This is a genomic window from Trinickia soli (genome assembly GCF_002879855.1).
GTDB classification, from domain to species: domain Bacteria; phylum Pseudomonadota; class Gammaproteobacteria; order Burkholderiales; family Burkholderiaceae; genus Trinickia; species Trinickia soli.
In genome coordinates this window covers 118,774-140,796 of the sequence record NZ_PNYB01000011.1, presented here as the reverse complement: position 1 = coordinate 140,796, position 22,023 = coordinate 118,774, and the positions used below count along the sequence as shown (strand labels likewise).

Below are 22,023 nucleotides of genomic sequence, written 5' to 3'. Positions count from 1 at the left end.
GCGAAGGGTGTGCGAAGGAACCGTGCTCGCGTCGGTGCGCGTGCATCAAACGGCGGTCGGATCGAATACACGCTCTTGAACGCGCGCAAACGCACGGAAATTCCAAAGGCTGCGCGCCACGAACACGCGCTGCAACCAGCGATAAGCGCAGCCCTCGTTATCGAACCGGGGCGTGAAGCGATCGCGCGAGTGCAACGTAAAGCTGTTGTTGATGAAGACGAGCTTGCCCGGTGTGACGTTGATGCCGAACGACACCTCGCGAATCGCCTGATAGAAGTTGCCGAGCGCCAGCTCCGCGGCTTCATTCACGGCCAGCACCATCCCCGGATAGAACGCGACCGTCACCCGCGGCGATTCCCGAGGCCCCGACAACACGGCGGCAAGATCGGTGTTGTCGCGCGGCATCGGCGTCGCGCCACGCCATCGATACGGCACGCGGATGATGAAGTGACGCCCGTATAAATATTCGATGTCCCGCTCCGACAACAGCCGCAGCGCACGCCGCGCATCCGCGAGCCGCGTGGCCGGTCCGCCGCCGGGCTCGGCACGCACGCCGAGCAGCATCAGAGCAAACGGCGACGTATCGCCTTCGGCCATGTGCGCCTGCGCCGCATTCTCGATATGAAAATCCAATTCGACCTCGGAACCGAGGCCCGTGTACGCATGCGCGAACTCCTTATGCGGCGTGAGATTGTTCACGAGTTCGCGCCCTTCGTGCGCGATCGAGTAGGGCTCACCGACGAACGACGCCAGCGCCACGAGGATGTTCTCGGTCAACACGCCGCGCTTGAAGCGCGCCCCCGTTTCGTTGAAGCGCGGGCTACCGCATACGCCGCGGTCGATCGGCAGATTGTCGATCTCGATCGACCCGGTCGCGCGCGCATCAGGCAGCCTCGCGCGTTCGATCGCGCAGAGCACATGATCGGGAAACGCCTCGTAAGCCGCGCGCCGAACGGCATGAAGATAAGCCTGACCACCCGCGGGATCGTATGCCACGTTTGAAAGCACGCCCCGAACGTGATGAGCTTCTCTCGGCGTCAAGGTAATGCGCTCGTCGACGTAGTAGTTCATGTTGTCCTCGCTCGTTCACACCGGCACTGCGACGATACGTATGCCGTAGCCCAACACCGCCGGCAGCCGGCGCGACAGCTTTCGGTCGAGCCATCCGAGCACGCGCGACTGCGTCACACACCATTCGGGCAGCAGGCTCTCCGCCTCGCAGCACTGCACGGCGTAACCGGCCTGCGACAGTTCATCGGTCAGATCGCGCACACCGTACAAGTGATAGAAAAACGTCAACGGTTTTCCGCTCACCTCGCGCGTGAAGCGGATATTGCCGCCTTCGTCGAGCGGCGGCCGCGCGCGGCCAAGGCGCCGCGCCAATGCATGGCGCAGCAACTCGACGGGCCGCCGGCGCGCAATCGACGGCACCGTAATCACGAGGCGCCCGTCCTCGGCGATCAAGCACCGCAATTGCGACAACGTGTCGATACGCGCCGCGCGATCGCCGATCAACGACAGCACGCCGAACAACATCAAAACAACGTCATACGGCGCCGCGTAGGTATGCAAAAGCTGCGACATCCCGGTACCGGCCAGACTGACGCGTCCGCGGAACGGCGTACCCGAAAGCCGCGCGTTGAGCGCGATCAACGATGAAGCGGAGATGTCATAAGCCGTCACATGGGCGCGCGTGCATTCGAGCAACGCGAGGCAATAGCGGCCGTCTCCACAACCGAAATCGAGTATCCGCTGCGCGTCACGCCCGCCATTGGCCAGCACGAATCCGAGCGTCGCCGCATTGGGCCTTGGATACCGCCTCCCATAGTCGCCGCCCAGAAAATAAAGATCGTAGGTGCGGCGCATCGCCTTCGCGAATTCATCGGTTTTCATGCGGTCCCCCGGGTTGCCCATCCAATGTCTCGATGTGATCGAGCGCCGCCCGTGCGCCGGACCCGTGCTGCGCATGCGACAACCGCCTCAGCTCATCGAGCAGGTCGCGTACGGTCCGGTCTTCCCTTGCGATGCTCCCCGCCAATCCCGCCATGACCTTGCGCAGGTGCGCAGTCAACGCGTGGCCGCGTTTCGCGCGGCGCCTCGCCCACCAAAGTGCGGTGCGCGCCGCCGACACCTTGGCGAACAGGCGTATCTGCTGAAACTCCGATACCACCTTGAAAGCGTTCGTCACGAACAACAGCGCGAGAATCGGCGCGAGATAAGCGTCGACCACGCAGGCCAACGCGAGCGGCAGGTGCGCAAAGATCCAAGGCTCGCCGCTCCGATAGAAGCGGTCGACGCGCTCGTCGGCGTCGCCTGACGCCCCCGACGGACGCGGGAACGTCCCCGGCGCATTCAGGTAGCCGCTCGCGCGGTGGACTTCGCGCATCGCCGCGAGCACGGCATAAGTCGTTGCGGGCGGCAAGCCCGGCCGCGCGGCGACGGAGATCGTCAAGGCGAGCACGCCCATGTCTCGCGGCGGCACATTGTCTTTAAGGTCGTAGATCCCGGCGGGTAGCGTCGCCTTCGTCAAATACGGCATCCTTCTCACGATGGCATCGCGCTGTCCGATCTCGACCATCACGAAATCGGGATCTTTCGCCAGCCCGGCCATCAGCGCGCTATCGGCGCCAAGGATGAACAGGCCTACGTCGAACTCGCCGCGCTTGAGCCGTGCGAGTGCCTCGTTCATCGGCAGAAAGGAGATTCGCGCATCGGTCGGGCCGACGCCGCTCGCGGCCAGGATGTGCAACAACGTGCGGCTCGTCAGGCTGTGCAACGGCGGCATGACGACTGTCATCCCTTGCAGGTCGACGAACGAACGAATCGGCTTCGTGGTTGCCGCCCGCCGGTTCTCGAAGATGAAGATCGACTGCAGTTGGATGTCTCCGAGCGAGGTCCAATCGGCATCGCGCTGCCCCTGCCGATCGTCGGCCACGAACCCGATGTCGAAGCGTTGGCGCTCGTCGCTCAATTTCGCGCCGATCTCGTCGGTATCGTCGAGCGCCACGACTGTCACGCGATAGCCCATCGGCTCGATCAATTGCTTATAGCGCTCGGCGGCTTCATAGAAGGTGCCGCCGACGGGACCGGCGGCGATACGAATGTGCCGGGACGGCTGCACACGCCACACCGCATACAGAAGCAGACCGAGCAACGCCACGGTCACCAAAGCGTGCGGAATCTTCATTCTCGGCAGGATGCGCGGCATAGGGGTGATCGCAACGATGGGACGCACGCAGCGGCGCGGCCCTCATGGTGATTGGCGCCCGTCTGCCCCGTGCGGACGGATCGAACGCATTGTCGATACGCGGGGGCGGATGCGCCATAGAGCAAGCGCACCGGAACCAACGTCATGTGCTGGTTTGAGGGCTATCGTCGCGGGCGAAGTCGGAACGCTCGCGCAACGCAGCGCCAACGCCGCGCGAAATCAAGGTCTTGATCGAAGCGTCGACGGGAAGCGTGAAAGCGGGCGCGGACATCGTGCGTGGCGCCGGCCAAATCATCGGCGATATCGTGCTGTCGGTCGATCAGGTGACGAACATCGTGTCCGACATCTCGTCGGCCTGCGGCGAGAAGCATTGCGTACGGCCGTCGAGGTGTTCAAGCTGAAAGCGGCTTGACGCAAGCGACGATCGGTTTCGCCACGCCAGGCGAAGCCACGCCGCCCCCGCCGCACCTATGCGGCGGCGTCTTGCACGCCTTGCCGAGCGAGACGAATCGCCTCCTCGAGCGTGGCTTGATCGCCGATGTGATTGGCGAGCAACAGGATCAACTGTGCGTTCGCGCTTTGGCTTTGCGCCTCGCTCAGGTCGCGATGCATATCGATCAGCGCCTCGTAGAAATCATCGGGACGTGTCAGATTGAGCTGGGTATTGAGCGTCATCGGGCGCCTCGCCTACGTACAACCTTCATTGATCAGGAGTCCTAACGTCATAAGTGGCGCGAAGCCGCTTCGTTCTTCATGCTGCACTGCCTGTGCGAGGCAAGCCGATCGCCCGCTCGTACGCATCGACGAGATCGTCAGGGTCGGCCCGCCGCCAGCGCGCGCAGACATGCTGGTCGGGACGAATGAGGTAGATCGTGCCGGCGGTCGCGTCATATCGCGCGGCGGCTAACCCTTCTGCATCGGAAAGCACGTGCGCGCCCGCCACCCATGCGTCAGTGCCCGACTCGCTGCCCGCCTGCAATCCCTCTCGCAGTTCGACGATCACCACTTCGACGGGCACGGCAAGCGAGCGCACGCGATCGATCGCCGCTCGTTCGCATTCGCGCAGGCCGTGCCGACCGGCAAATACCAACACCGTGAAGGGTCCGCCGACGTGCGCGAGCAGCCAGTCTTGCTTGCCCGCGTTCGTCACCGGCGCATCGACGCAGGCTGCGCCCGGCGTCATGCCGCCTTCGAATCGATCACGATCGGGCGTATTCAGCGTCGATTCGCACAATACCGCAGGCACTGAAAGCCGCCCGCTATTGACGAGCCGTCGAGCAAATGCGTGGTGGCGCGCGAGCGTCAGGACGGCATCTCTGAACACGCGGCTGATCGGGCTCTTCGGGGTGATGAAATCGGTCGAGCGCGTCGAATTGAGGATGTTCTCGTCAGCCGCAAACTCGCGCTCGCGCGCGTAGGTTTCGAGCAATCGGTCGGGCGCCCTGCCCGCCAGCACCGCAGCGAGCTTCCAGGCAAGGTTTTCGGCATCCTGAAAGCCGCTGTTCGCGCCGCGCGCGCCGAACGGCGATACGCCGTGCGCCGCATCGCCGGCGAACAACACATTGCCGTGCCGAAAACTGTCCATCCGCAGGCAGGAAAACGTGTAGACGCTGACCCATTCGATCTCGAACTTCACGTCGGAGCCCAGCAACGCCCGCACGCGCGGTATGACGCGCTCGGGCGCCTTCTCGAGCACAGGGTCCGCGTCCCAGCCAAGTTGGAAATCGATACGCCAGACATTGTCGGGCTGCCGATGCAGCAACACTGACTGATTCGGATGAAACGGCGGGTCGAACCAGAACCACCGCTCCGCCGGAAAATCGGCCTCCATCCTGATGTCCGCGATCAGAAAACGATCCTTGAACGTACGGCCTTTGCTCTCGAGCCCGAGCAGATGACGCATCGGGCTGCGCGAGCCGTCTGCCGCGACGACGTAGCGTGCTTGCAAGGCATACGCGCCGTCCGGCGTATCGATCGTCAGCGTGACCGCCGCCTCGCCCTCGCGGGCCTCGTCGTGCCGCTCGGCGCCGACGACCTTGTTCTTCCATCGCAGTTCGAGATTCGGCAGTTGCCTCGCCCGTTCGATCAGGAACCCTTCGACGTAGTACTGCTGCAGATTGATGAACGCGGGGCGGCGGTGACCGCTTTCGGGCAACAGGTCGAACGAATAAACGAGCTCTTCCTGGAGAAACACCTTGCCGACGTGCCAACGCACGCCCTTCTCCACCATCGCATCGCCGCAGCCCAGCCGATCGAAGATGTCGAGCGTCCGCTTCGAAAAGCAGATCGCGCGCGAGCCGGTCGAGAGGCAATCGTCGTCGTCGACGAGCACGACGGACACGCCGCGCTGCGCGAGATCAATCGCCGTAGCCAGACCCACCGGCCCCGCGCCGACCACCACCACGGGGTGGACCACCGCCGCGGCGCGGCTGTCCTGTTGCGCGTTGCGCCGATACTCGAATCGCAACGTTTGATAGTCGATAGTCATCTCTGCCGCCCGGCCCCGGTTCAGTTCTGCAACGCCGCCCACATCTCTTTGTCGCGCTCGGCCGTCCAGATGCGCGGATGCACGATGCCGCCCGCTTCGTCATAGGCACGCGTGACATCGAACGGCAAACAGTGTTCGTAGATGAAGACCTCGCCGAACTTCGGGTCCATCGCTTCGCGCGTCAGCGCCATCGCGCCTTTCAGATCGAGCCCGCGCGCCACCGCTTTGCGACCCTGTTCGAGCAGCGTCGTGACGAAATCGCGCGTGTAGGCGAGGCCCGCCTTCACCTGCGCCGCATCGGTCAACGCAGGGCCGCGCCCGGGCACGAGCTGGTCGGCACCCAGCGCTTCGAGCGCATCGAGCGTCGCAGGCCAGGCAGCCAGTTGTGCATCGCCGCAATAACAAGCCGCTTCATATTCGACGAGATCGCCGGAGAACAGCACCTTCTGCGAAGGCAACCAAACGACGGTATCGCCCTTCGTATGGCCCGCGCCCAGATGCATGATCTTCACCTCGAGCTTGCCGAGATAAAGCGTGATCTCGCGCTCGAAGACGAGCGTCGGCCACGTGAGGCCCGGCACCGTCTCCACGCCGGCGAACAAGCGCGGGAACCGTTCGATTTCCGACTTCATGTCGGCCTCGCCGCGCTCGACGATCATTTCGTACGTGCCCCGGCTCGCGATGATGTTCTGCGCGCCTTCGGCGAAATAAGCGGAAGCACCCAACACGCGCACCGCATGGTAGTGCGAGAGCACCACGTGCTTGATGGGCTTATCGGTAATCGAGCGGATCCTGGCGATCAAATCGCGCGCCATCGCGGGCGTCGCCGTCGTATCGACGATCAACACACTGTCATCGCCAATTACGACGCCCGAGTTCGGATCGCCTTCGGCCGTATACGCGAAGGCGTTTTCTGAAAGCCGGGTCCATGTGACCTTCTTCTGTTCCAGATCGGCCTGGGATGCAAATGCTTTCGCCATGTTTGTCTCGCTGATGTTGAGAAGCGTCGAGCGACGCACGCGCGAGAGCGGCATGATGCGCGCACGATTGGAACATCGTGCGGCAGGACGGCGTCTCGCTCCATCGTTTTATAACGTTGCTGACTTGTTCGGCTTGGTTGCTCATCCAGCCCGATCGAAACCGATCAAGCCTGACCGGCATGACGCACGACTGCCGCCACCTCGCCAACGACTCGAAGCCATGTTAGGCCCGGCTCCAATGCTTTGTCAACAGCAAATACATTTGCTATATCCAAATCCCCATTCGCGCCGTGGCGTGTCTCGCGACTGCGGCGGGCATGCCGGCCGCCAAGGCGTTTGCGCATCTCGTGAGCCTCGTCGGCATCGGTTTGCTGGCACGCGATGAGAGCGGCGCATTCAATACGGGGCCGCTCGGTCTGCAACTGGGGTTGATGGCGCTGCAACGACAAGCGCCCGAGCGCGACGCCGATCGGGAGATCGCCCACCTCACGGCTGACACGGGATTGACCGTTGCCGCTGCGGTGTTCGGCCCATTCGGGCCCACCGTCGTGCGGTTGGAGGAATCGACGCAGCCGATGCACGTCAGCCTGTGCGCGGGCACGCTGGTCTCGCTCGTGCATACGGCGATTGGCCGCCTATTGGCGGCGCATCTGGGCGCTGAGCCGCTGGCCGGGATGCTGACCATCGCGGACGCCCGAAGGAAAGGGAAGACGCTTCGTCTGGCAAAAGCGCAAGCGGAAACGGAAACCGTCAGGACTGGTTACGAATCGCAATTGGCGCGCTTTCGCCGGGACGGCGTCGATGCTGCGCTGGGTGCTCCGATTCCCGGCATCGACGCGCTCGCGGCGCCCGTCTTCTTCGACCACACGGGCGCCATGCGCCTCGTGACCGCGCTTATCGGGCCGACCGGTAGCTTTGAGCGGGCGGGTTCGGACCCGCCTGCGCAACGGCGGATGCAGACGCCACGTCAATTGTCGTGGCGGCTCGGGTGGGCGCCTGCTGCTGGCGCTTGCTGACGTCCTCACCCGGCGCCGCGCGGCCGAAGATCGCGCTCAGCAACCCGGTCCGCCAAGCGAAGATGAGCAGCGTGAGCGAGAGCGTCGCTTCGCCGATCACGCGCGCCGACGCCATGCCGACCGCGCCGAAGTGCGGTGCGAGCAACAGCGCCGAGGCAAGGTTCGCCGCAGCCGACATCAGGCCCGCAACGGCCATCATCCGGTCCCTCCGGCGCGGCAGAAAGACGTAAAAGCCCACGAACTGGTTGAAGGCGGAAAACGGAAACATCCACGCGAAACGCTGCAACACGTGCGCGCTCGGCACGAACGCCTTGCCCAGGATCAGTGGCAGCACATACGGCGAAAGCACGAGCGCCCCGCCCAGCGCGAGAAATCCATACCCGAGCAGCAATGCTGCGCCGCGCCGTGTCGTCGAACGTGCGCCGTGATGGTCGTTCTGCGCGATCTGGCGCGAGATCGTCGGGATGAAAACCTGCGCGGCCGGCCCCATGAGACTAAGGCCGATCGAGGCGAATCGCTCGGCCGCGCCGTAATAGCCCACCTGCGTGGGTGTCGACAGCAGCGTCAACAGATAAGTCGACGCCGACGTGAGCACGACCGAGCCCGTCGAATAAAGGAACAGCATCGTCGAATCGCGCATCAGATGCGGCACGCCACGCCAGTTCGGACGGGGTAAGCCGATGTCCTTCAACGTCAATCCGTACGCGATCGCGGTCGAGCAGATGCCGGCAATCAGCAGACTCGCCAGCACCCACGTGGAATCGGCCGGCCCTCTGACGAGCGAAAGCACGAGCACGAGGCTCAAGGCGAAGCCGACCACTTCGAGCATGATCGGCGTGCGGAAGTGTTGCCGCCCCTGAAACAGCCAGCCCAGGTTCCATCCGTTCACGATCCCGAGCACCGTCGCCAGCACGCCGATCAGCGGGTGTTGAGACAACACCGGCGAGCAGAACGTCGCCGTCAGCCCTATGGCGCCGCCGACGGCGCCCAGCAGAATCCGCGCACTCAGATGCAGCGAGAAGATCGCGTTGTATTCGTGCTTTTCATGCACCCTCGACACGTCGCGCATGCCGACGAAAGTGAAGCCGTAGCTTACGAGCATCCATATGACGTTCATCAACGACATGGCCGCGAGCACGCGGCCGTACTCGGTCACGCCTAGCACACGCCCATAGAACGGGATGACCACCAGGAGGTACAAGTACCTCATGATGTAGCCGCCGTACACGAAAACGAGTACGCGGGTGTTCTCTTTCTTGTCCATAGCAATATTTCATAGGCCGCCGCCCTTCAAGCGACGAGCAAGTCGAAGGCCCAGGCGCCGGCTCAGTGCGCGGCGCTGCTCCGGCGTGCCAGCGGGTTGGAGATGAAACGCACCACGTAGTTCGATAACGGTGCGTAGGGCACGAGGCACAGGCAGGATAGCCCGATCGTGCCGACTTTTTTTACCGGACCCCAAAACGGGTTCGCGACGATCGAATGCAGGTAGCTGCGCGAGTCAAACGCGAACCAACGCCACCGGTCAATCAACGGTGCGCCATAGATCTCGCTACAAAAAATTGCCTTCTCATGCGAGAAGTCGTGAAACGACGCGGGCAACTCGATATTGAGCCGATTGCGCGCCACATATCTCAACGCGCCCCACCGTGCCGCATAAGCCTTTGGGGCTTTACTATTTTTTTCCGAATTGGCGAACGATACGTCTTGCGGAGCGGAATTATGTACACGATAGGCGCCGAGCGCGTCGGAAATAGAGCCAACCTGGCCGACCAGCGCGATGCCATAAATCGCAAAAAAATCCGCACCGTAACGCCCTTCGGACGTTTCGGGAATCGGGAATATTTTGCACAGCGCACTTTTTTTATAGGCATTGCCCGATGCTGGCGGCGAAGGATAGAGCCACCCTTTGCGCAGCAGGCTGCCGCAGTCGGCCGGCGCGTCCGAATGGGGAACGGTCACGCCCGTCTGCGCACCGTCCTGAGAGATGACGTCAAGGCGGAACTGGACCTTGGCGTAGTCGCCGACAGCGAAGCGTCGCATGACTTCCGTGACGGCATTCGGATACAGCAGATCGTCGGCATCGAGCAGGATGACGTACTCGCTGTCGATTTCATCGAGCGCGCAGTTGTACGCCGATACCTGTCCGCCGTTGGCCTTGAGCACGGCCCGTATGCGTGAGCCGTAACTGCGGATGATCTCGCGCGATCCATCTGTCGAACCATCGTCGACCACGAGCACCTGCGTCGCAGGATAGTCCTGCGCCAGCGCCGAATCGATGGCGTCGGCCAGATACCGCTCGTAGTTATAGTTACAGATCGCGATCGTGACTGACTTCATCTGCTCGGTACTCCTCTTGGCAATCACTGACTGAAGGATCATTATTCGTCGGCAGTCTCCGCGTCGCCGCGCTCGCTATCCTCGCCAAGCGGATAAATCGCAGCTCCTCTTGTGTTGCACTGCAGAATAATCTACAAAAAAAGGTGCAGTACAAAGCGGTCTGAAAATCCCGTGGTCTTGACCGATTAGGTTGACAGTTGGCGATCGATCGCACCACAGCGTAGCGGCGAAAATAGCGCGGCCCAAACCACCCACTGGTAACACACCGATGAATGACACGATGATGATCGTGCGCCCGCATGTGCCGCTGGCGCTGCGCGGCACATGCCTGACGCTCCAGCGCGTCGTCTTCTGCGCACTTTCCCTTTCGATTTCCCATGCACAAGCAGGATCGTTACCAGCGGGGGGCCATTTCATCGCGGGCTCGGGCTCCATCGCGACGAGCGGCCCCACGCTCACAGTCAATCAAAGCTCGAGCCGCGGCGTGGTCGATTGGACGAGCTTCTCGATCGCCAGCGGCAACCACGTCGTGTTCGACAACGGCGCCGGCGCAACGCTCAATCGCGTCACGGGCACCAGCGCATCGACATTGCTCGGCACGCTATCGGCCACGGGTAGCGTCTACCTCATCAACCCACAAGGCGTCGTCATAGGCTCGAGCGGCGTGATTTCGACAGGCGGGCGCTTCGTCGGTTCGACCCTCGACACGTCGAATGCGGCCTTCATGCAAGGCGCTGCACTCACCTTCGCAGGCAACTCGAATGCCCGCATCGTCAACTTCGGCAAGATCGGTTCGAGCGGCGGCGACGTCGTTCTCATCGCACGCAACGAAGTGGCGAATATGGGCTCGATCAGTGCGCCAAAAGGCACGGCCGAGCTCGCTGCCGGTCAGCAGATATTGCTGCAGGATTCGGCCAGCGGCAAGCAGGTGTTCGTGCTGGCGGGTAGCCGCGGAACCGTGTTCGATACCGGGGCAATCTCGGCAGCGCAGATCAACCTGCAGGCAGCCGACGGCAACGTGTTTGCCCTCGCGGGCGCCCACAGCCCGGTCCGCGCCACAGGCACCGCCACACGCGACGGCCACGTCTGGCTCGTCGCCGATCGCGGCAACGTCGTCGTCGGAGGGCCGCTCGTCGCCAGCGACGTCGGCGGCAAGGGCGGCACCGTCGATACGACGGCGAATGCGCTGTCGCTCTGCGATTCCTGCGGAAATCCGACGATCACAGCGGCGCAATGGAACCTCACCACGCCTTCGTTCACGATCGAAAGCCAGGCGGCGAACGTCATTGCACGCAGCTTGAACGCGGGCACGTCCGTCAACCTGACGACAACGGGCGCGCCAGGCGACGCAGGCGATCTCGAAGTCGGCTCGAACCTGGCCTGGCACGGTACGGCCTCATTGACGCTCGCGGCTCGACACAACGTCACGATCGATGCCGGCGAAACCGTCAAAAATCAAGGCAACGGCAACCTGACGTTACGCGCCGACACCGCGGCACTCGACAACGGCGGCAGCGTAATCAATCAAGGCACGCTCGACTGGTCGGGCAGCCTGGGAACGGCCAGCGTGCTCTACGACATGAACGGTACCTACTCGCCCGGTGCCCAACTGGCGAACCAGGGCTGGGTGGCCACGCCTTATAGCGGATTGCTCTCGCAGTTCACGGCCTACAAGCTCGTCAACACGGTCAATGATTTGCAGAACATCTCGCTCGATCTGACCGGCGCCTATGCGCTCGGCAAAGATATTGCCGCAGCGGGCACAGCGTTTGTGCCGCTCGGCAACACGAGCACTGCATTCACGGGCCAGTTCGACGGCATGGGTCACACGATCGATCGCCTGTCCTTTCAGCAACAAGCGTTCTGGCAACCAACCGGGCTTTTTGGCGTCGTCGGTAAAACGGGCATCGTGCGCAACGTGGGCGTGACGAACAGCAACGCGAACTACGACGACGGCCCGAGCGGAATTCTCGCCGGCGACAACCAAGGGCTCGTCACGCACAGCTACACAACGGGCTTCCTGTACGCCACCAACGAAAACCAGACGACGACGGGCGGGCTCGTGGGTCAAAACGACGGCACCATCACGCGTTCGTGGAGCGGCGTCAGTTCCGATACTCAAGGGTTGGCCGGCGGGCTCGTGGGGCGCAACAACGGCAGCATCGTTCAGTCGTACGCAACGGGCGACGTCACGGGTCCCCTGCATGTCGAGCCTGGCGGACTTGTCGGTGACAATACGGGCTTTATCTCGCAGTCCTATTCAACCGGGAAAGCGCAGGGCGGGATGGGCGGCGGCGGCCTCGTCTACTCCAATGAAGGCACCATCAACGAGTCGTTCGATGTCGGACTCGTCAATGCGTACTCGCCGGCTGGCGTGGCCTACCTCAATACCGGAACGATCACCTCCGTCTACTGGGATCGGCAAACGACAGGGCAAATCAGCGGCGGGAACGGCGTGCCCGTTTCGCAGGGCCTCAGCACGGCTCAAATGAGCGCTCCTGCAAGCTTCGCCACCTGGAAATTCGGCGCAGGCGGTGCATGGTCGATGCCCGTCGGGGCCACGCATCCCGTGTTGGCCTGGCAGCAGGCGCAATAGCGTTCGACGGCGGTGCACATTGCGTGCGCCGCCCGTCCGTCTTCACATGACGGTGCCCGCCGGCGGCTCGCAATGCGGCAGCGTCACGACGCCGCACCAAAACTCGCGGATCGAGCGGATCACATGAACGAATTTGTCGAAATCGACAGGCTTCGTGATGTAGCAATTCGCATAATGCGCGTAAGTGCCCAAGATATCTTCTTCGGACGTCGAGGTCGTCAAAATAACGACGGGAATGCATTGAAGGACGGGATCGCGTTTGATCTCCATCAGCACCTCGCGGCCTGACATCCGCGGCAGATTCAAATCGAGAATGATGAGACTGGGCAATTTGCAATGGGCATAGCGTCCTTCCCGCCTCAAATAGGCAAGCGCATCGACGCCGTCTTCAACGACTCGCAGCGGATTGAGCACCTTGTGATAATCGAACGCGTCGCGCGTCAACATCACATCGGCCGGGCTATCTTCGACAAGCAGAATTTCGACGATTTCGCCGACTCGATCGTCCGCCATGGCTGGTCTCCTTCGCCGGCATGCCCCGTTCACAACGCATGCCCGTGCTGCGGATACTAGCAGATGGCCCCGCTTTGACAACCTCAAGGAAGGCGCGCCACGATGCCGCTACCCATGCAGATCGGTGCAACAGCGACGATCGGCGCACGGCGTGGCGCGCGATACTACGGGGTGCTCAGTGCGCGACGCACATGAAATGCGCCGGGCTGATCGCTCCGTTCGACAGCGTAGCGGTCAAAGCACCAATCCCAAACACCGCCGCAACGAAATACACCAACAGTGGCATCGTTCGCCTCCATCACGTTGATTAATTAATTGTTTGCTTCGCAACGCAACTTCAAAAAAAATGACCCGCCCGATTATTGAACCCCGGCGAGCGAGCCGCTTACATATCCGGCATAACCTGTCGATATGCGCTGCCGAGAATAACCCGGCAATTTTTCAGCATATTGTCGGCGCCGCCGAAAACGACGAACGATTGACCGAATTCATCGGGATCGCAACCGCGCGGTTATGCGCGACCGGCTCACCGCATGCGTTCGAACCCCTCGGTCGACTCCCTGAGCAGCCGTCCCCACTCGTAATCAATGCTGTCCGGTGTAAAGCGCAAAACACCCGCTCCCGGCGTGAACGTCAATTCGCCGAAGTACACTTTGTCGCCCAACGAATAGAGATCGACGCGCACGTAGCCAAAATCTTCGGCAAGGCGTAAAGCAACGCGCTCGATCTGCGCCCAGTTGCGCGGCCGCGGCATGGGCGCATCGCTTGGCACGTAGGGGCCGAACGTGACGTTCATGCGCTTCCACTGCTCGTCGTAGAGATCGCCATGCACATCGCCGAAACGATCGCTGACGACCATCGTATAGATGCGTGGGCCTTCGGAAAGACCCCGGAAAACATGCAGTTTCAGATCCGACGGGATCTTACCGGTCTCCTCGTCGATCAGCAGCTGTTCGAAGTAGAGCCGCGGCTTGATGAAACGGTAATGCCGCTCGCGCGAAGCACGCGAGTAGTCGATCGCGAGCCACTTATCCGCGAGTACCCGCAGCGCGTCGAACGATGTTTTCGATTTGTCGCGCACGACCTTCACGAACGCGCAGCCGTGATTCGCCTTCATGACGAACGCGGACGGCAACGCATCGAACACATCGCGCGTGAATCGTTCCGGGGCAGCAAGCAGCGGAATCAAATGATCGTCGCCCACCTTGCGGCGCACATACTCGCGCACGGCGAGCTTATCGGTGAGCGTCACCCATCGCATGTCCGGGTGCAAGCATCGAAGCAAAATCGATTCGTTGTACGCCGCCGGATGCCGCATGTTGGGCCAGCGCCCGAGCAGTCTTCGATGTTGGATCTGCATGAAAGCGTAATCGGACAAGAACCGCTTCGCGCCATGCCACATCGTTTTGATCGCACCGTGCAGCAGCGTGCCTTCGCCCGCGGACACCACATGCGGCACGCTCACATCGGAATCGCTTTGCGCAGACGACGCCACCGCACGCTGCCCGGCCCGCCCGCTGCACGCCCTGGCAGCCTGGCTCGCTGCCATGTTGCTCGGGTGTTTTCCTGCATTCGCTTCGTTCACGCCCAACCTCCTGCCCCCAGATCGTTCCCTGTCATGCATGCTGCGCGACGACAAGGTAGGCCAGATGCGCGGGGGCGCCATGCCCCGCTCCATTGACCGCTTCGGGGACGCGGAAATCGATCGATAAACCATCCGGGCTCAACCGAGCCGCGATTGCGCTCATGTCGGCGGGCTCGCCCGTCAACGCGTCAATCATCGCCACGCCAAGGCGCCCGGGCTGGGCGCCGCTCAAGCCCGTGACGGTGACCGTCCTCGGCCCGGGGCTCGCCCGCACCTGGACGACAAGATCACTGCCCGAGCGCAACGCCAAGCCCGATGCGTTGGGCCCGAATGCGAGATGTCCGTTGAAACGCTCGAGCGCGCCACCAACCGTCTTGTTCAGGACGATGAGCGATTTTCCCGAGACGTTATAGGTGCGCGGGTTGCCGCGATGCGTCAGGCGATAGGGCTCAAACCCATCCCAGTGATAAACCATCGAAACGTATTTGTCCGGATCGTCCCACGCGTGATCGAGCGCCCACACGGCGAACCTGAAAAAATACATCGGCAGGTAGTGCGGATCGGTCATGTAGCGGTCGCCGATCTCGGTCTGCCACACACCGCGCGCCGGCCCGTTCGCCACGTAACGTTCATAGAGCGGCGTCAATCCGTCCACCCCAAGGTAGTGCGTGTCGAGATAGTCGACCCAATCGATCATGCGCGCACCGGCCACCGGGCTGCGATACTCGAGCCATTTGATGTAGTTGTCGAGCCCGCCCTGATCAGGCCATCCGCCGTACACGACATAGCCGCCGTACTTACGGACGATCCGCGCGGCCGGAATATGGACGAGCTCGACGTAATCCTGCATCGCACGGTCATACGGTCGCGACTTCTCATGCTGCGCACGAAAATTCTTGCCGTGCCAGAACGTGGCTTGCGGCGAGCCGCCCGACAATTTCCCGGCCGCCTCGTTCCAGATCTGAAAGTGGCGGATGTTGTAAGGCGGCGCGATGTAGGTGCGCACAACCGTTTCGACGTAGCGTTGCCAAACGCTGTCGTCCTTCGGCGCCGATCGGCTGTCGCCGTCGACGCTCGCATTCCATTTCGGCGTGTAGCCGAGCAGCAACAGCGAACGAATGCCGTTGCGATTGTTTTGCACGATGGCCTGCGGCAAATTGTGATCGAATGCCGCGCCCGTCTTGTCGACTTCGACCGGCTCGTCGGGCGAGTGGGGCTGGCCCGGTCCGACCGAATCGCGGCCCCAACTGATGCCCATCTCCTTCCACATGGCAATATTGGCCGCGGTGACGGGCCAACCGTTCGCGCCGATGAGCTGCGTCATGCGCCGCTCGCCCCGGCCCGACGCACTGACTGCGCGGACGGCCTGCGCCGCCGATGCACAGACGCTCGATGTCGCGCCAGCGGCTGCCATCGCGGCCAGCATCGCGCGCCGCCGCCGCGAAAATTCGAAGCGCTCGGTCATGCGATGACCTCCTTTGCCGCGCACGCGCTACGCGACCGATCGAACGGCGATCGCAGGCTCCGCTTCATATGTCTCTCCCTTCAATATTTTCATCAGCTCCCGCGCCGACCGATCCCAGCTTTTCGCATGGGCATGCACGAGTCCTTTTTCCCGATAGGCCGCGCGTAGCGCACCGTCGGTCAGCATCAACGCCATCTTTTGCGCGATGTCTTCGATCGATTCTGCGTTGCAGTACATCGCGGCATCGCCGCACGCTTCGGTCACCGCGGGATGCGTCGACACGATGGCGGGGCATCCGCAATACATCGCCTCGAGCGGCGGCAACCCGAATCCTTCGTACAACGAAGGAAACGCGAGACAGGCGGCATGTTCGTAGAGCGCTTTCAGTTCGCCGTCCGAGACGTAGCCCGCGCGCACGATGCGTGCGCCCGTAGCCGCGCCATCGTCCAACGCCGTTGCCGCCTGCGCGAAGACGCGTGAATTCGCGCCTCCGACAACCACGAATTTCACGTCGTGCAGGTGTCCAAGCCGTTCCACCGCGGCCAGCACGCGCTGCAGGTTCTTGCGCGGGTCCAGACTGCCGACGATGACGCAGTAGTTGACGTCGGCGAGCCCGAGGCGCGCGACGATCGAAAGGTCGGAGACGATGCGGCCGAAATGATCGGCGCCCGGACGCACCACCCGCACGCGCGACTCGTCGGCGCCCAGCAACGCGCAAATGCGCGACTTCGAAAAGGCGGACACCGTCAGCAAAATCGGTGCGTGGCGCAGCAGCATGGCGAACTTGACGCGATACCAGGTACGGAACGCCCAGGAAAACGTATGCGGCGTGTCATAGACAGCCATGTCATGGACCATCACGACGTGACGGCGTTTGAATATCGGTCCGCTATTGCACAGGCTCAACAACAGTTCGCCGCGCGTCGCGAGCGGCAAGGCGATCTGCTCCCAGAGATCGCCCTTGAGCCAGGGCACCTGCCGTTGTCGATCGATCGGCGAAGCGGACGCGACGGCATTGCTCGGTACGACTACTTCGATTTCGTCCGCTGAACTGTTCGATCGGACGGCGCGCATCAGTTCGTAAGCCACGCGCTGTACGCCCGTCAGGCGCTGCGCGGTGAACTTACCATTGACCACGAGACGCATAGTTCTCCCGAAAAAACGAATCGACGCGGTCACGCTGTCGCGTCGAAGATCGGCTCCGTGTCGTCGCCCGAACCGTAATAGCCGTAATAGCGATGGCTGCGCGAAAGCGGAATCGCATTGAACACCGCCCCCGTCACGCGCGCTTCCGAGCGCTCGAGCTTACGGACCGTCTCGGCGATTTCCTCTTCGCTCTGCATGCCCGAACGCAGCACGAGCACCGTGGCGCCCGCATCGCCCGCGATGATCGCAGCGTCGGTCACGACGAGGAACGGCGGCGTATCGACGATGACGAGGTCGTATTCCTGCGAGAAGCGCTGCAGCATCTCGCGGAAGTTATGACGCATCAACAGCGCAGCCGGATTCGTGATGCGGCTGCCGCACGAGAGCAACGTCAGACCTTCGACGCTCGTGCGACGCAACGCCTCGTGCGGCTGCATCGCGCCCTTGAGCACTTCCGACAACCCGCCGCGATTGGGCTGACCGAAGTAATAGGCGAGGTGTCCCGCGCGCATGTCCGCGTCGATCAGCAATACGCGCGATCCGACTTCGGCATGCAGCACCGCCATGTTGGCCGCGACGAAGCTCTTGCCGGCAGAGGGCGTCGGGCCCGCCATCATCACGATGTTGTTCGGCGCGTGCGCGAGATCGAGGGAAAGCGCCGTGCGCACGCTGCGCAGCGCTTCGATCGACGGATCGTCGGGATAGCGATCGGCCAGCACCTTCGACACGCCCGCGCCCGTCGCTATGAGACGGCCGTCCGTCGGCGCCTGGCCCGGGCTCTGCCCCGGCACGCGCCCCGGCAACCCCGGCGTCGCGCCGCGCGAGGACAGCGAGCGCCGCTGCAACGCACCGATTTCCTGGTCCAGACGCGCCTGCTGTTGGCTGTACAGCACTTCGCCCATCAGCGGCACGCCAAGCCGCGCCTCGACGAACAACGGATCGGTCACGCCCACCATCATGTGACGGCGCACGAACACCGAGGTCACGCCCAGCAGCAGACCGAGCACCACGCCGCCCGGCAGCACGATCAGCGGGTCGGGTTTCACGGGCTTGAACGGCACGGCCGCGGCGTCGACGATATGCGCGCCCCCCGTCGTACTCGCGCGGCGCACGGACAACTCTTCGGCCTTTTGCATCATGCCGAGGTACACCTGCTCGGCGACCTTTGCGTCGCGCGTCAGGTCCACGTTCTTGCGTTCCGACGCAGGCATCGCGGCGAAGCGCGAATCGAACTGGCCCTTCTGCGCTTGCAATTGGCGCAATTGATCGTCGATATTGCGCACCCAGCGGCTATCGGGCGTGTAACGATCGAGCAACTGCGTCTTTTGAATCTGCAGGTCGGCGATGCGTCGATCGAAGTCGATGCCGCCCTGCAGGTAGGCTTGCGCTTCGCTCGTCGGCTGCATCGATTGCGCCGACGTCTGATAGCTCGACAAAGCCTGCTCGGCTTTATCGAGCTCGCCGTGCAGGCGCGGCAATTCCTTGTTGATGAACGCCAGGGTCGAATTGTCGTTGCGCTGCTTGGCGGCAACGGCCGTCATCATGTACTGCTGCGAAATGGCATTGGCCACTTCGGCGGCCTTTTCCGGCTTCGTATCCGAATAGGTGATTTCGACGAGGCCCGTATCCTTGACCTTGTCGCTCACTTTCAGATCTTTGCTGAAGCGCTTGATCGCATCAACCATGGCCCAATGCTTCACTTCGAACTGCGTTCCGGGGCGCGCGGTCAGTTGCGTCACCAGCATCGAAACACCGTCGCTCGAACGCGCCAACGTGCCGACCTGCCCCGTCAGGATCGCTTCGCCGCCGGGGCCGCGCAACTCATAGCGCCCGCCGTCGAGCGCGGTCAGCGTCAGCTTGCGTTCTTCGAGCGAGGGCGGCACGTCGAGTTGGCTCACGGTCATCTTTTCGCCGCCCCATGCATACGAGCTGAGGCCAAACCACGCCCCCGCCGGCTGCCCCGGCTTCGCAAACTTCTGGGCGAGATTGCCGATCAGCGGCACCGTCTTGGGCTTGATCGTCACATCGAAGCGATAGCGATTGATGATCGGTTCGAGCACCGACCGGCTTTGCATGATCGCCATCTCGGCCGATGGCGACGGTGCAGGCGGCGCGTACTGTTGGCCTTGCGACGAAATGCCGAGCGCGTTCGGCTCGGGCGGGTCCACGCGCACGAGCACGTCGGACTCGTAGACCGGCGTCGCAACGAACATGTACGCCAGGGCGAGCGCCGTCACGGCGAGCGCGATGCCCAGCACCTCGAAGATATGGTCGCGTAGCAGCTTCGACATATCGCGCGCAGTCAGTTGGCTGCGTTCGCCACCCGTCTGCACATATAAAGAGTTGAGAGCCAAGTCGTTCACTGGCGTCGTCCTCGAAAATATAGCGTTGTGTGAATCACGTCCGCTCTTATCGCGCTTTCGGTTGCGGGCCTGTTTGCTGCTCGCGCAGCGCGTCCTCCAGCATCTCGAGCAGGAGCTTCAGATCGGACACCAGGATCGCGCAGGACTTCAATCCCAGCACCTCCGCGGTCCCGATCGAATTGCGGACATGCTCCAGCGCAGCGTCATAAACGTTCATGGATCGAGTTCAAATCCGGTTGCCATGCTGCTCGGCGGGCAAATGCGCAGCGGCCGCCAGCGAGCTTCCGCTCGCGGCCGCATGGCTCAATTCGCGCGTCCGTACACATCCTCGAAACGGACGATATCGTCCTCCCCCAGATAGGCGCCCGATTGAACTTCGATCAATTCGAGCGGCACCTTTCCCGGGTTTTCGAGCCGGTGCTTCACGCCGAGCGGAATGTACGTCGATTGGTTTTCTCCGAGCAGGAACTGCTCCTCGCCGCGCGTGACGAGCGCTGTGCCGCGTACGACGATCCAATGCTCGGCGCGATGATGATGAAGCTGCAGGGAGAGCTGCGCACCAGCGTCGACGACGATATGCTTCACCTGGAACCGCTCGCCCTTGTCGATGGAGTCATAGCAGCCCCAAGGCCGCTGCACCTTGCGATGCGCGTCCACTTCAGGGCCCTGCTGATCGGCGATGCGCCCGACGATGCGCTTGACGTCCTGCACGCGCGAACGATCGACGACGAGCACGGCATCGGCCGTCTCGACTACAACGAGGTCCGATACGCCGACGCATGTGACGAGACGGCTTTCGGCGCGCACGTAGCACGAGTTCGCGTCCTCCATCAGCACACGGCCCGAAGCGACATTACCGGCAGCATCTTTGCCGAGCGCGTCCCACACCGAGTCCCACGACCCCAGATCCGACCATGTCGCATCGAGCGGCACGACGACGCCTTCGACGTCGCCGCCGCGCGCCAGATTCTCCATCACGGCGTAGTCGATCGAATCGGAAGGCACGTTGGCGAACAACTGCTCATTCGGCGTGAAGCCGGTCGCGCTGTCCTGACCGGATTCGTAGGCCGCCGTGCAAGCCGAAAAGGTTTCGGGTTGCATCTGCTGCAAGGTCGAGAGCCAGACGCTCGCGCGCAGGACGAAGATGCCGCTGTTCCAGAAGTATTTGCCGGAGGCAAGGTAGGAGCGTGCGACCTCCAGCGGCGGCTTTTCGACGAAGCGTGTGATCTTGCGCGCTTTATCTGCGCCTTCGCCGATTTCGTCGCCCGGCTCGATGTAGCCGTAGCCGGTTTCAGCGCGCGTCGGCCGGATTCCGAGCGTCACGATCGCACCGCGCTCTGCATGACGCGTGGCCACTGCTACGGCGCGCTGAAACGCGGCCACATCGCCGATCATATGATCGGCCGGCATGACGACGAGCACGGCGTCACCGCCGTCCTCCAACGCATGCATGGCTGCGAGAGAAAGTGCAGGCGCCGTATTGCGTCCGCTCGGCTCGATGATGAAGCGCGCCCCGATACCGAGTTGCTCCATCTGCTGCGCGCTGATCGCGCGGTGCTCGGAGCCGCAGACGATGATCGGCGATTCGTCGATCTGCAGCTCGACGTCTGCAAGGCGTTGGAGCCGCCTCACCGTCATCTGCAACAACGATCCCGCCCCGAGGACATCGACCAGTTGTTTCGGGAAATGCTTGCGCGAGAGTGGCCATAGCCGGGTACCTGAACCGCCTGCAAGCACCACGGCTCGCGTGCGCAGCGTCGACGGCGTGGCCAGCGTCTGTGGCGTGCGCAGTTGCGTCGCCGAACCGGCCCTGCGGGGTCGCTCCCTCAATTCAACAGGAGTACTCATCTGCTTGTTCTCCTAATGGGTCCGAAAGCATGAAGAAACGGAAAACGGACACGCCAACGAATGTGCCACCGACCGCTTCGGCTCATGTTGCTGTGAAGCATAGCGAGACAACTCCATGCGAAATCCCGAAGGTCGCAAAAGCCCGATGTGTTGGCGCATTTGGCTGAGGCACGAGAAACATTGCGAATGACCGAGCGCTTAAGATCGGTAAATGGCAGACCGGCGCAATTACGCGGAACGGCAATATTTATGATTAAAGATAATATTTTTTACCGAGCGCCCTGCCAGAACGGATACAGCCCTGTCCCCAATGTACTCAAGGGGCATCCGAGGGGCGCATAAAAAAAATCCGCATTTGTAATTTTTTATAACAAAAATATAAAAAATACTACGGGCGATATCTTTCGCAGACACGACCTCTCGCGCCAAATACACGTCGATTTTTGCCACCTTTTTCTACGAAAATCGACATGGCATC

At 62.5% G+C, this 22,023-nt stretch carries 17 protein-coding genes; 2 read left to right on the top strand and 15 right to left on the bottom strand.

Annotated elements, in window-relative coordinates; all coding sequences use genetic code 11:
- Window positions 1–45 precede the first annotated feature (45 nt).
- The 3 genes from C0Z19_RS14765 to C0Z19_RS14755 are packed head-to-tail and all read right to left on the bottom strand — an operon-like array spanning window position 46 to window position 3,187.
- Complete coding sequence (locus C0Z19_RS14765; protein WP_102610573.1) at window positions 46–1,071, bottom strand: TauD/TfdA family dioxygenase; 1,026 nt, start codon at window positions 1,069–1,071, stop codon at window positions 46–48.
- A 15-nt stretch (window positions 1,072–1,086) separates the two neighbouring features.
- On the bottom strand, window positions 1,087–1,893 hold the full coding sequence (locus tag C0Z19_RS14760; protein ID WP_158242992.1) for a class I SAM-dependent methyltransferase: 807 nt from the start codon (window positions 1,891–1,893) through the stop codon (window positions 1,087–1,089).
- Window positions 1,880–3,187 (bottom strand): TAXI family TRAP transporter solute-binding subunit, encoded by a 1,308-nt coding sequence (locus tag C0Z19_RS14755; RefSeq protein WP_158242991.1) that lies wholly within the window; start codon window positions 3,185–3,187, stop codon window positions 1,880–1,882. Before C0Z19_RS14755 ends, C0Z19_RS14760 begins: the two co-directional genes overlap by 14 nt.
- Window positions 3,188–3,435: 248 nt before the next feature.
- Between C0Z19_RS14755 and C0Z19_RS28245 the strand changes: the two genes are divergently transcribed.
- Window positions 3,436–3,609: a hypothetical protein gene (locus tag C0Z19_RS28245; RefSeq protein ID WP_158242990.1), complete on the top strand. Its 174-nt coding sequence runs from the start codon at window positions 3,436–3,438 to the stop codon at window positions 3,607–3,609.
- 67 nt (window positions 3,610–3,676) lie between these two features.
- Here C0Z19_RS28245 and C0Z19_RS14750 read toward each other — a convergent pair whose 3' ends face one another.
- The 5 genes from C0Z19_RS14750 to C0Z19_RS14720 all read right to left on the bottom strand — a co-directional run bounded on the left by C0Z19_RS14750 (window position 3,677) and on the right by C0Z19_RS14720 (window position 10,029).
- Complete coding sequence (locus C0Z19_RS14750) at window positions 3,677–3,883, bottom strand: DUF2783 domain-containing protein (RefSeq protein ID WP_102610570.1); 207 nt, start codon at window positions 3,881–3,883, stop codon at window positions 3,677–3,679.
- Window positions 3,884–3,959: 76 nt separating this feature from the next.
- Window positions 3,960–5,696, bottom strand: a complete 1,737-nt coding sequence (locus C0Z19_RS14745) for an FAD-dependent oxidoreductase (protein ID WP_102610569.1) — start codon at window positions 5,694–5,696, stop codon at window positions 3,960–3,962.
- Between the two features lie 20 nt (window positions 5,697–5,716).
- Window positions 5,717–6,676 (bottom strand): MBL fold metallo-hydrolase, encoded by a 960-nt coding sequence (locus C0Z19_RS14740; protein ID WP_102610638.1) that lies wholly within the window; start codon window positions 6,674–6,676, stop codon window positions 5,717–5,719.
- Window positions 6,677–7,570: 894 nt separating this feature from the next.
- The gene (locus C0Z19_RS14725; RefSeq protein WP_102610566.1) at window positions 7,571–8,956 is read right to left on the bottom strand and encodes a lipopolysaccharide biosynthesis protein; all 1,386 of its coding nucleotides are present in this window, start codon (window positions 8,954–8,956) and stop codon (window positions 7,571–7,573) included.
- Window positions 8,957–9,018: 62 nt separating this feature from the next.
- Complete coding sequence (locus C0Z19_RS14720) at window positions 9,019–10,029, bottom strand: glycosyltransferase family 2 protein (protein ID WP_102610565.1); 1,011 nt, start codon at window positions 10,027–10,029, stop codon at window positions 9,019–9,021.
- A 268-nt stretch (window positions 10,030–10,297) separates the two neighbouring features.
- Between C0Z19_RS14720 and C0Z19_RS14715 the strand changes: the two genes are divergently transcribed.
- Window positions 10,298–12,625, top strand: coding sequence for a two-partner secretion domain-containing protein (locus C0Z19_RS14715; protein WP_233196145.1), 2,328 nt, complete (start codon window positions 10,298–10,300; stop codon window positions 12,623–12,625).
- A 42-nt stretch (window positions 12,626–12,667) separates the two neighbouring features.
- Here C0Z19_RS14715 and C0Z19_RS14710 read toward each other — a convergent pair whose 3' ends face one another.
- From C0Z19_RS14710 to C0Z19_RS14685, 7 genes are all read right to left on the bottom strand, one after another.
- Window positions 12,668–13,138: a response regulator gene (locus tag C0Z19_RS14710; protein ID WP_102610564.1), complete on the bottom strand. Its 471-nt coding sequence runs from the start codon at window positions 13,136–13,138 to the stop codon at window positions 12,668–12,670.
- 526 nt (window positions 13,139–13,664) lie between these two features.
- Window positions 13,665–14,723: an ATP-grasp fold amidoligase family protein gene (locus tag C0Z19_RS14705; protein WP_233196144.1), complete on the bottom strand. Its 1,059-nt coding sequence runs from the start codon at window positions 14,721–14,723 to the stop codon at window positions 13,665–13,667.
- A gap of 31 nt (window positions 14,724–14,754) precedes the next feature.
- Window positions 14,755–16,188, bottom strand: coding sequence for a hypothetical protein (locus C0Z19_RS14700; protein ID WP_102610635.1), 1,434 nt, complete (start codon window positions 16,186–16,188; stop codon window positions 14,755–14,757).
- A 27-nt stretch (window positions 16,189–16,215) separates the two neighbouring features.
- The gene (locus C0Z19_RS14695; RefSeq protein WP_102610563.1) at window positions 16,216–17,334 is read right to left on the bottom strand and encodes a glycosyltransferase family 4 protein; all 1,119 of its coding nucleotides are present in this window, start codon (window positions 17,332–17,334) and stop codon (window positions 16,216–16,218) included.
- 29 nt (window positions 17,335–17,363) lie between these two features.
- Entirely contained in the window at window positions 17,364–19,697 is a 2,334-nt protein-coding gene (locus C0Z19_RS14690; protein ID WP_332882215.1) for a polysaccharide biosynthesis tyrosine autokinase, read from the bottom strand.
- Window positions 19,698–19,743: 46 nt separating this feature from the next.
- The gene (locus C0Z19_RS28240) at window positions 19,744–19,914 is read right to left on the bottom strand and encodes a hypothetical protein (protein ID WP_158242989.1); all 171 of its coding nucleotides are present in this window, start codon (window positions 19,912–19,914) and stop codon (window positions 19,744–19,746) included.
- Between the two features lie 86 nt (window positions 19,915–20,000).
- Window positions 20,001–21,545, bottom strand: a complete 1,545-nt coding sequence (locus tag C0Z19_RS14685; RefSeq protein ID WP_102610562.1) for a mannose-1-phosphate guanylyltransferase/mannose-6-phosphate isomerase — start codon at window positions 21,543–21,545, stop codon at window positions 20,001–20,003.
- Window positions 21,546–22,023 lie beyond the last annotated feature (478 nt).

Coding starts and splice junctions, on each gene's coding strand:
- C0Z19_RS14745 (WP_102610569.1), bottom strand. CDS start 5,696: ATGACTATCGACTATCAAACGTTGCGATTCGAGTATCGGCGCAACGCG.
- C0Z19_RS14715 (WP_233196145.1), top strand. CDS start 10,298: ATGAATGACACGATGATGATCGTGCGCCCGCATGTGCCGCTGGCGCTG.
- C0Z19_RS14695 (WP_102610563.1), bottom strand. CDS start 17,334: ATGCGTCTCGTGGTCAATGGTAAGTTCACCGCGCAGCGCCTGACGGGC.
- C0Z19_RS28240 (WP_158242989.1), bottom strand. CDS start 19,914: ATGAACGTTTATGACGCTGCGCTGGAGCATGTCCGCAATTCGATCGGG.
- C0Z19_RS14740 (WP_102610638.1), bottom strand. CDS start 6,676: ATGGCGAAAGCATTTGCATCCCAGGCCGATCTGGAACAGAAGAAGGTC.
- C0Z19_RS14760 (WP_158242992.1), bottom strand. CDS start 1,893: ATGAAAACCGATGAATTCGCGAAGGCGATGCGCCGCACCTACGATCTT.
- C0Z19_RS14755 (WP_158242991.1), bottom strand. CDS start 3,187: ATGAAGATTCCGCACGCTTTGGTGACCGTGGCGTTGCTCGGTCTGCTT.
- C0Z19_RS14765 (WP_102610573.1), bottom strand. CDS start 1,071: ATGAACTACTACGTCGACGAGCGCATTACCTTGACGCCGAGAGAAGCT.
- C0Z19_RS14750 (WP_102610570.1), bottom strand. CDS start 3,883: ATGACGCTCAATACCCAGCTCAATCTGACACGTCCCGATGATTTCTAC.
- C0Z19_RS14720 (WP_102610565.1), bottom strand. CDS start 10,029: ATGAAGTCAGTCACGATCGCGATCTGTAACTATAACTACGAGCGGTAT.
- C0Z19_RS14725 (WP_102610566.1), bottom strand. CDS start 8,956: ATGGACAAGAAAGAGAACACCCGCGTACTCGTTTTCGTGTACGGCGGC.
- C0Z19_RS14685 (WP_102610562.1), bottom strand. CDS start 21,545: ATGAGTACTCCTGTTGAATTGAGGGAGCGACCCCGCAGGGCCGGTTCG.
- C0Z19_RS14700 (WP_102610635.1), bottom strand. CDS start 16,188: ATGACCGAGCGCTTCGAATTTTCGCGGCGGCGGCGCGCGATGCTGGCC.
- C0Z19_RS14710 (WP_102610564.1), bottom strand. CDS start 13,138: ATGGCGGACGATCGAGTCGGCGAAATCGTCGAAATTCTGCTTGTCGAA.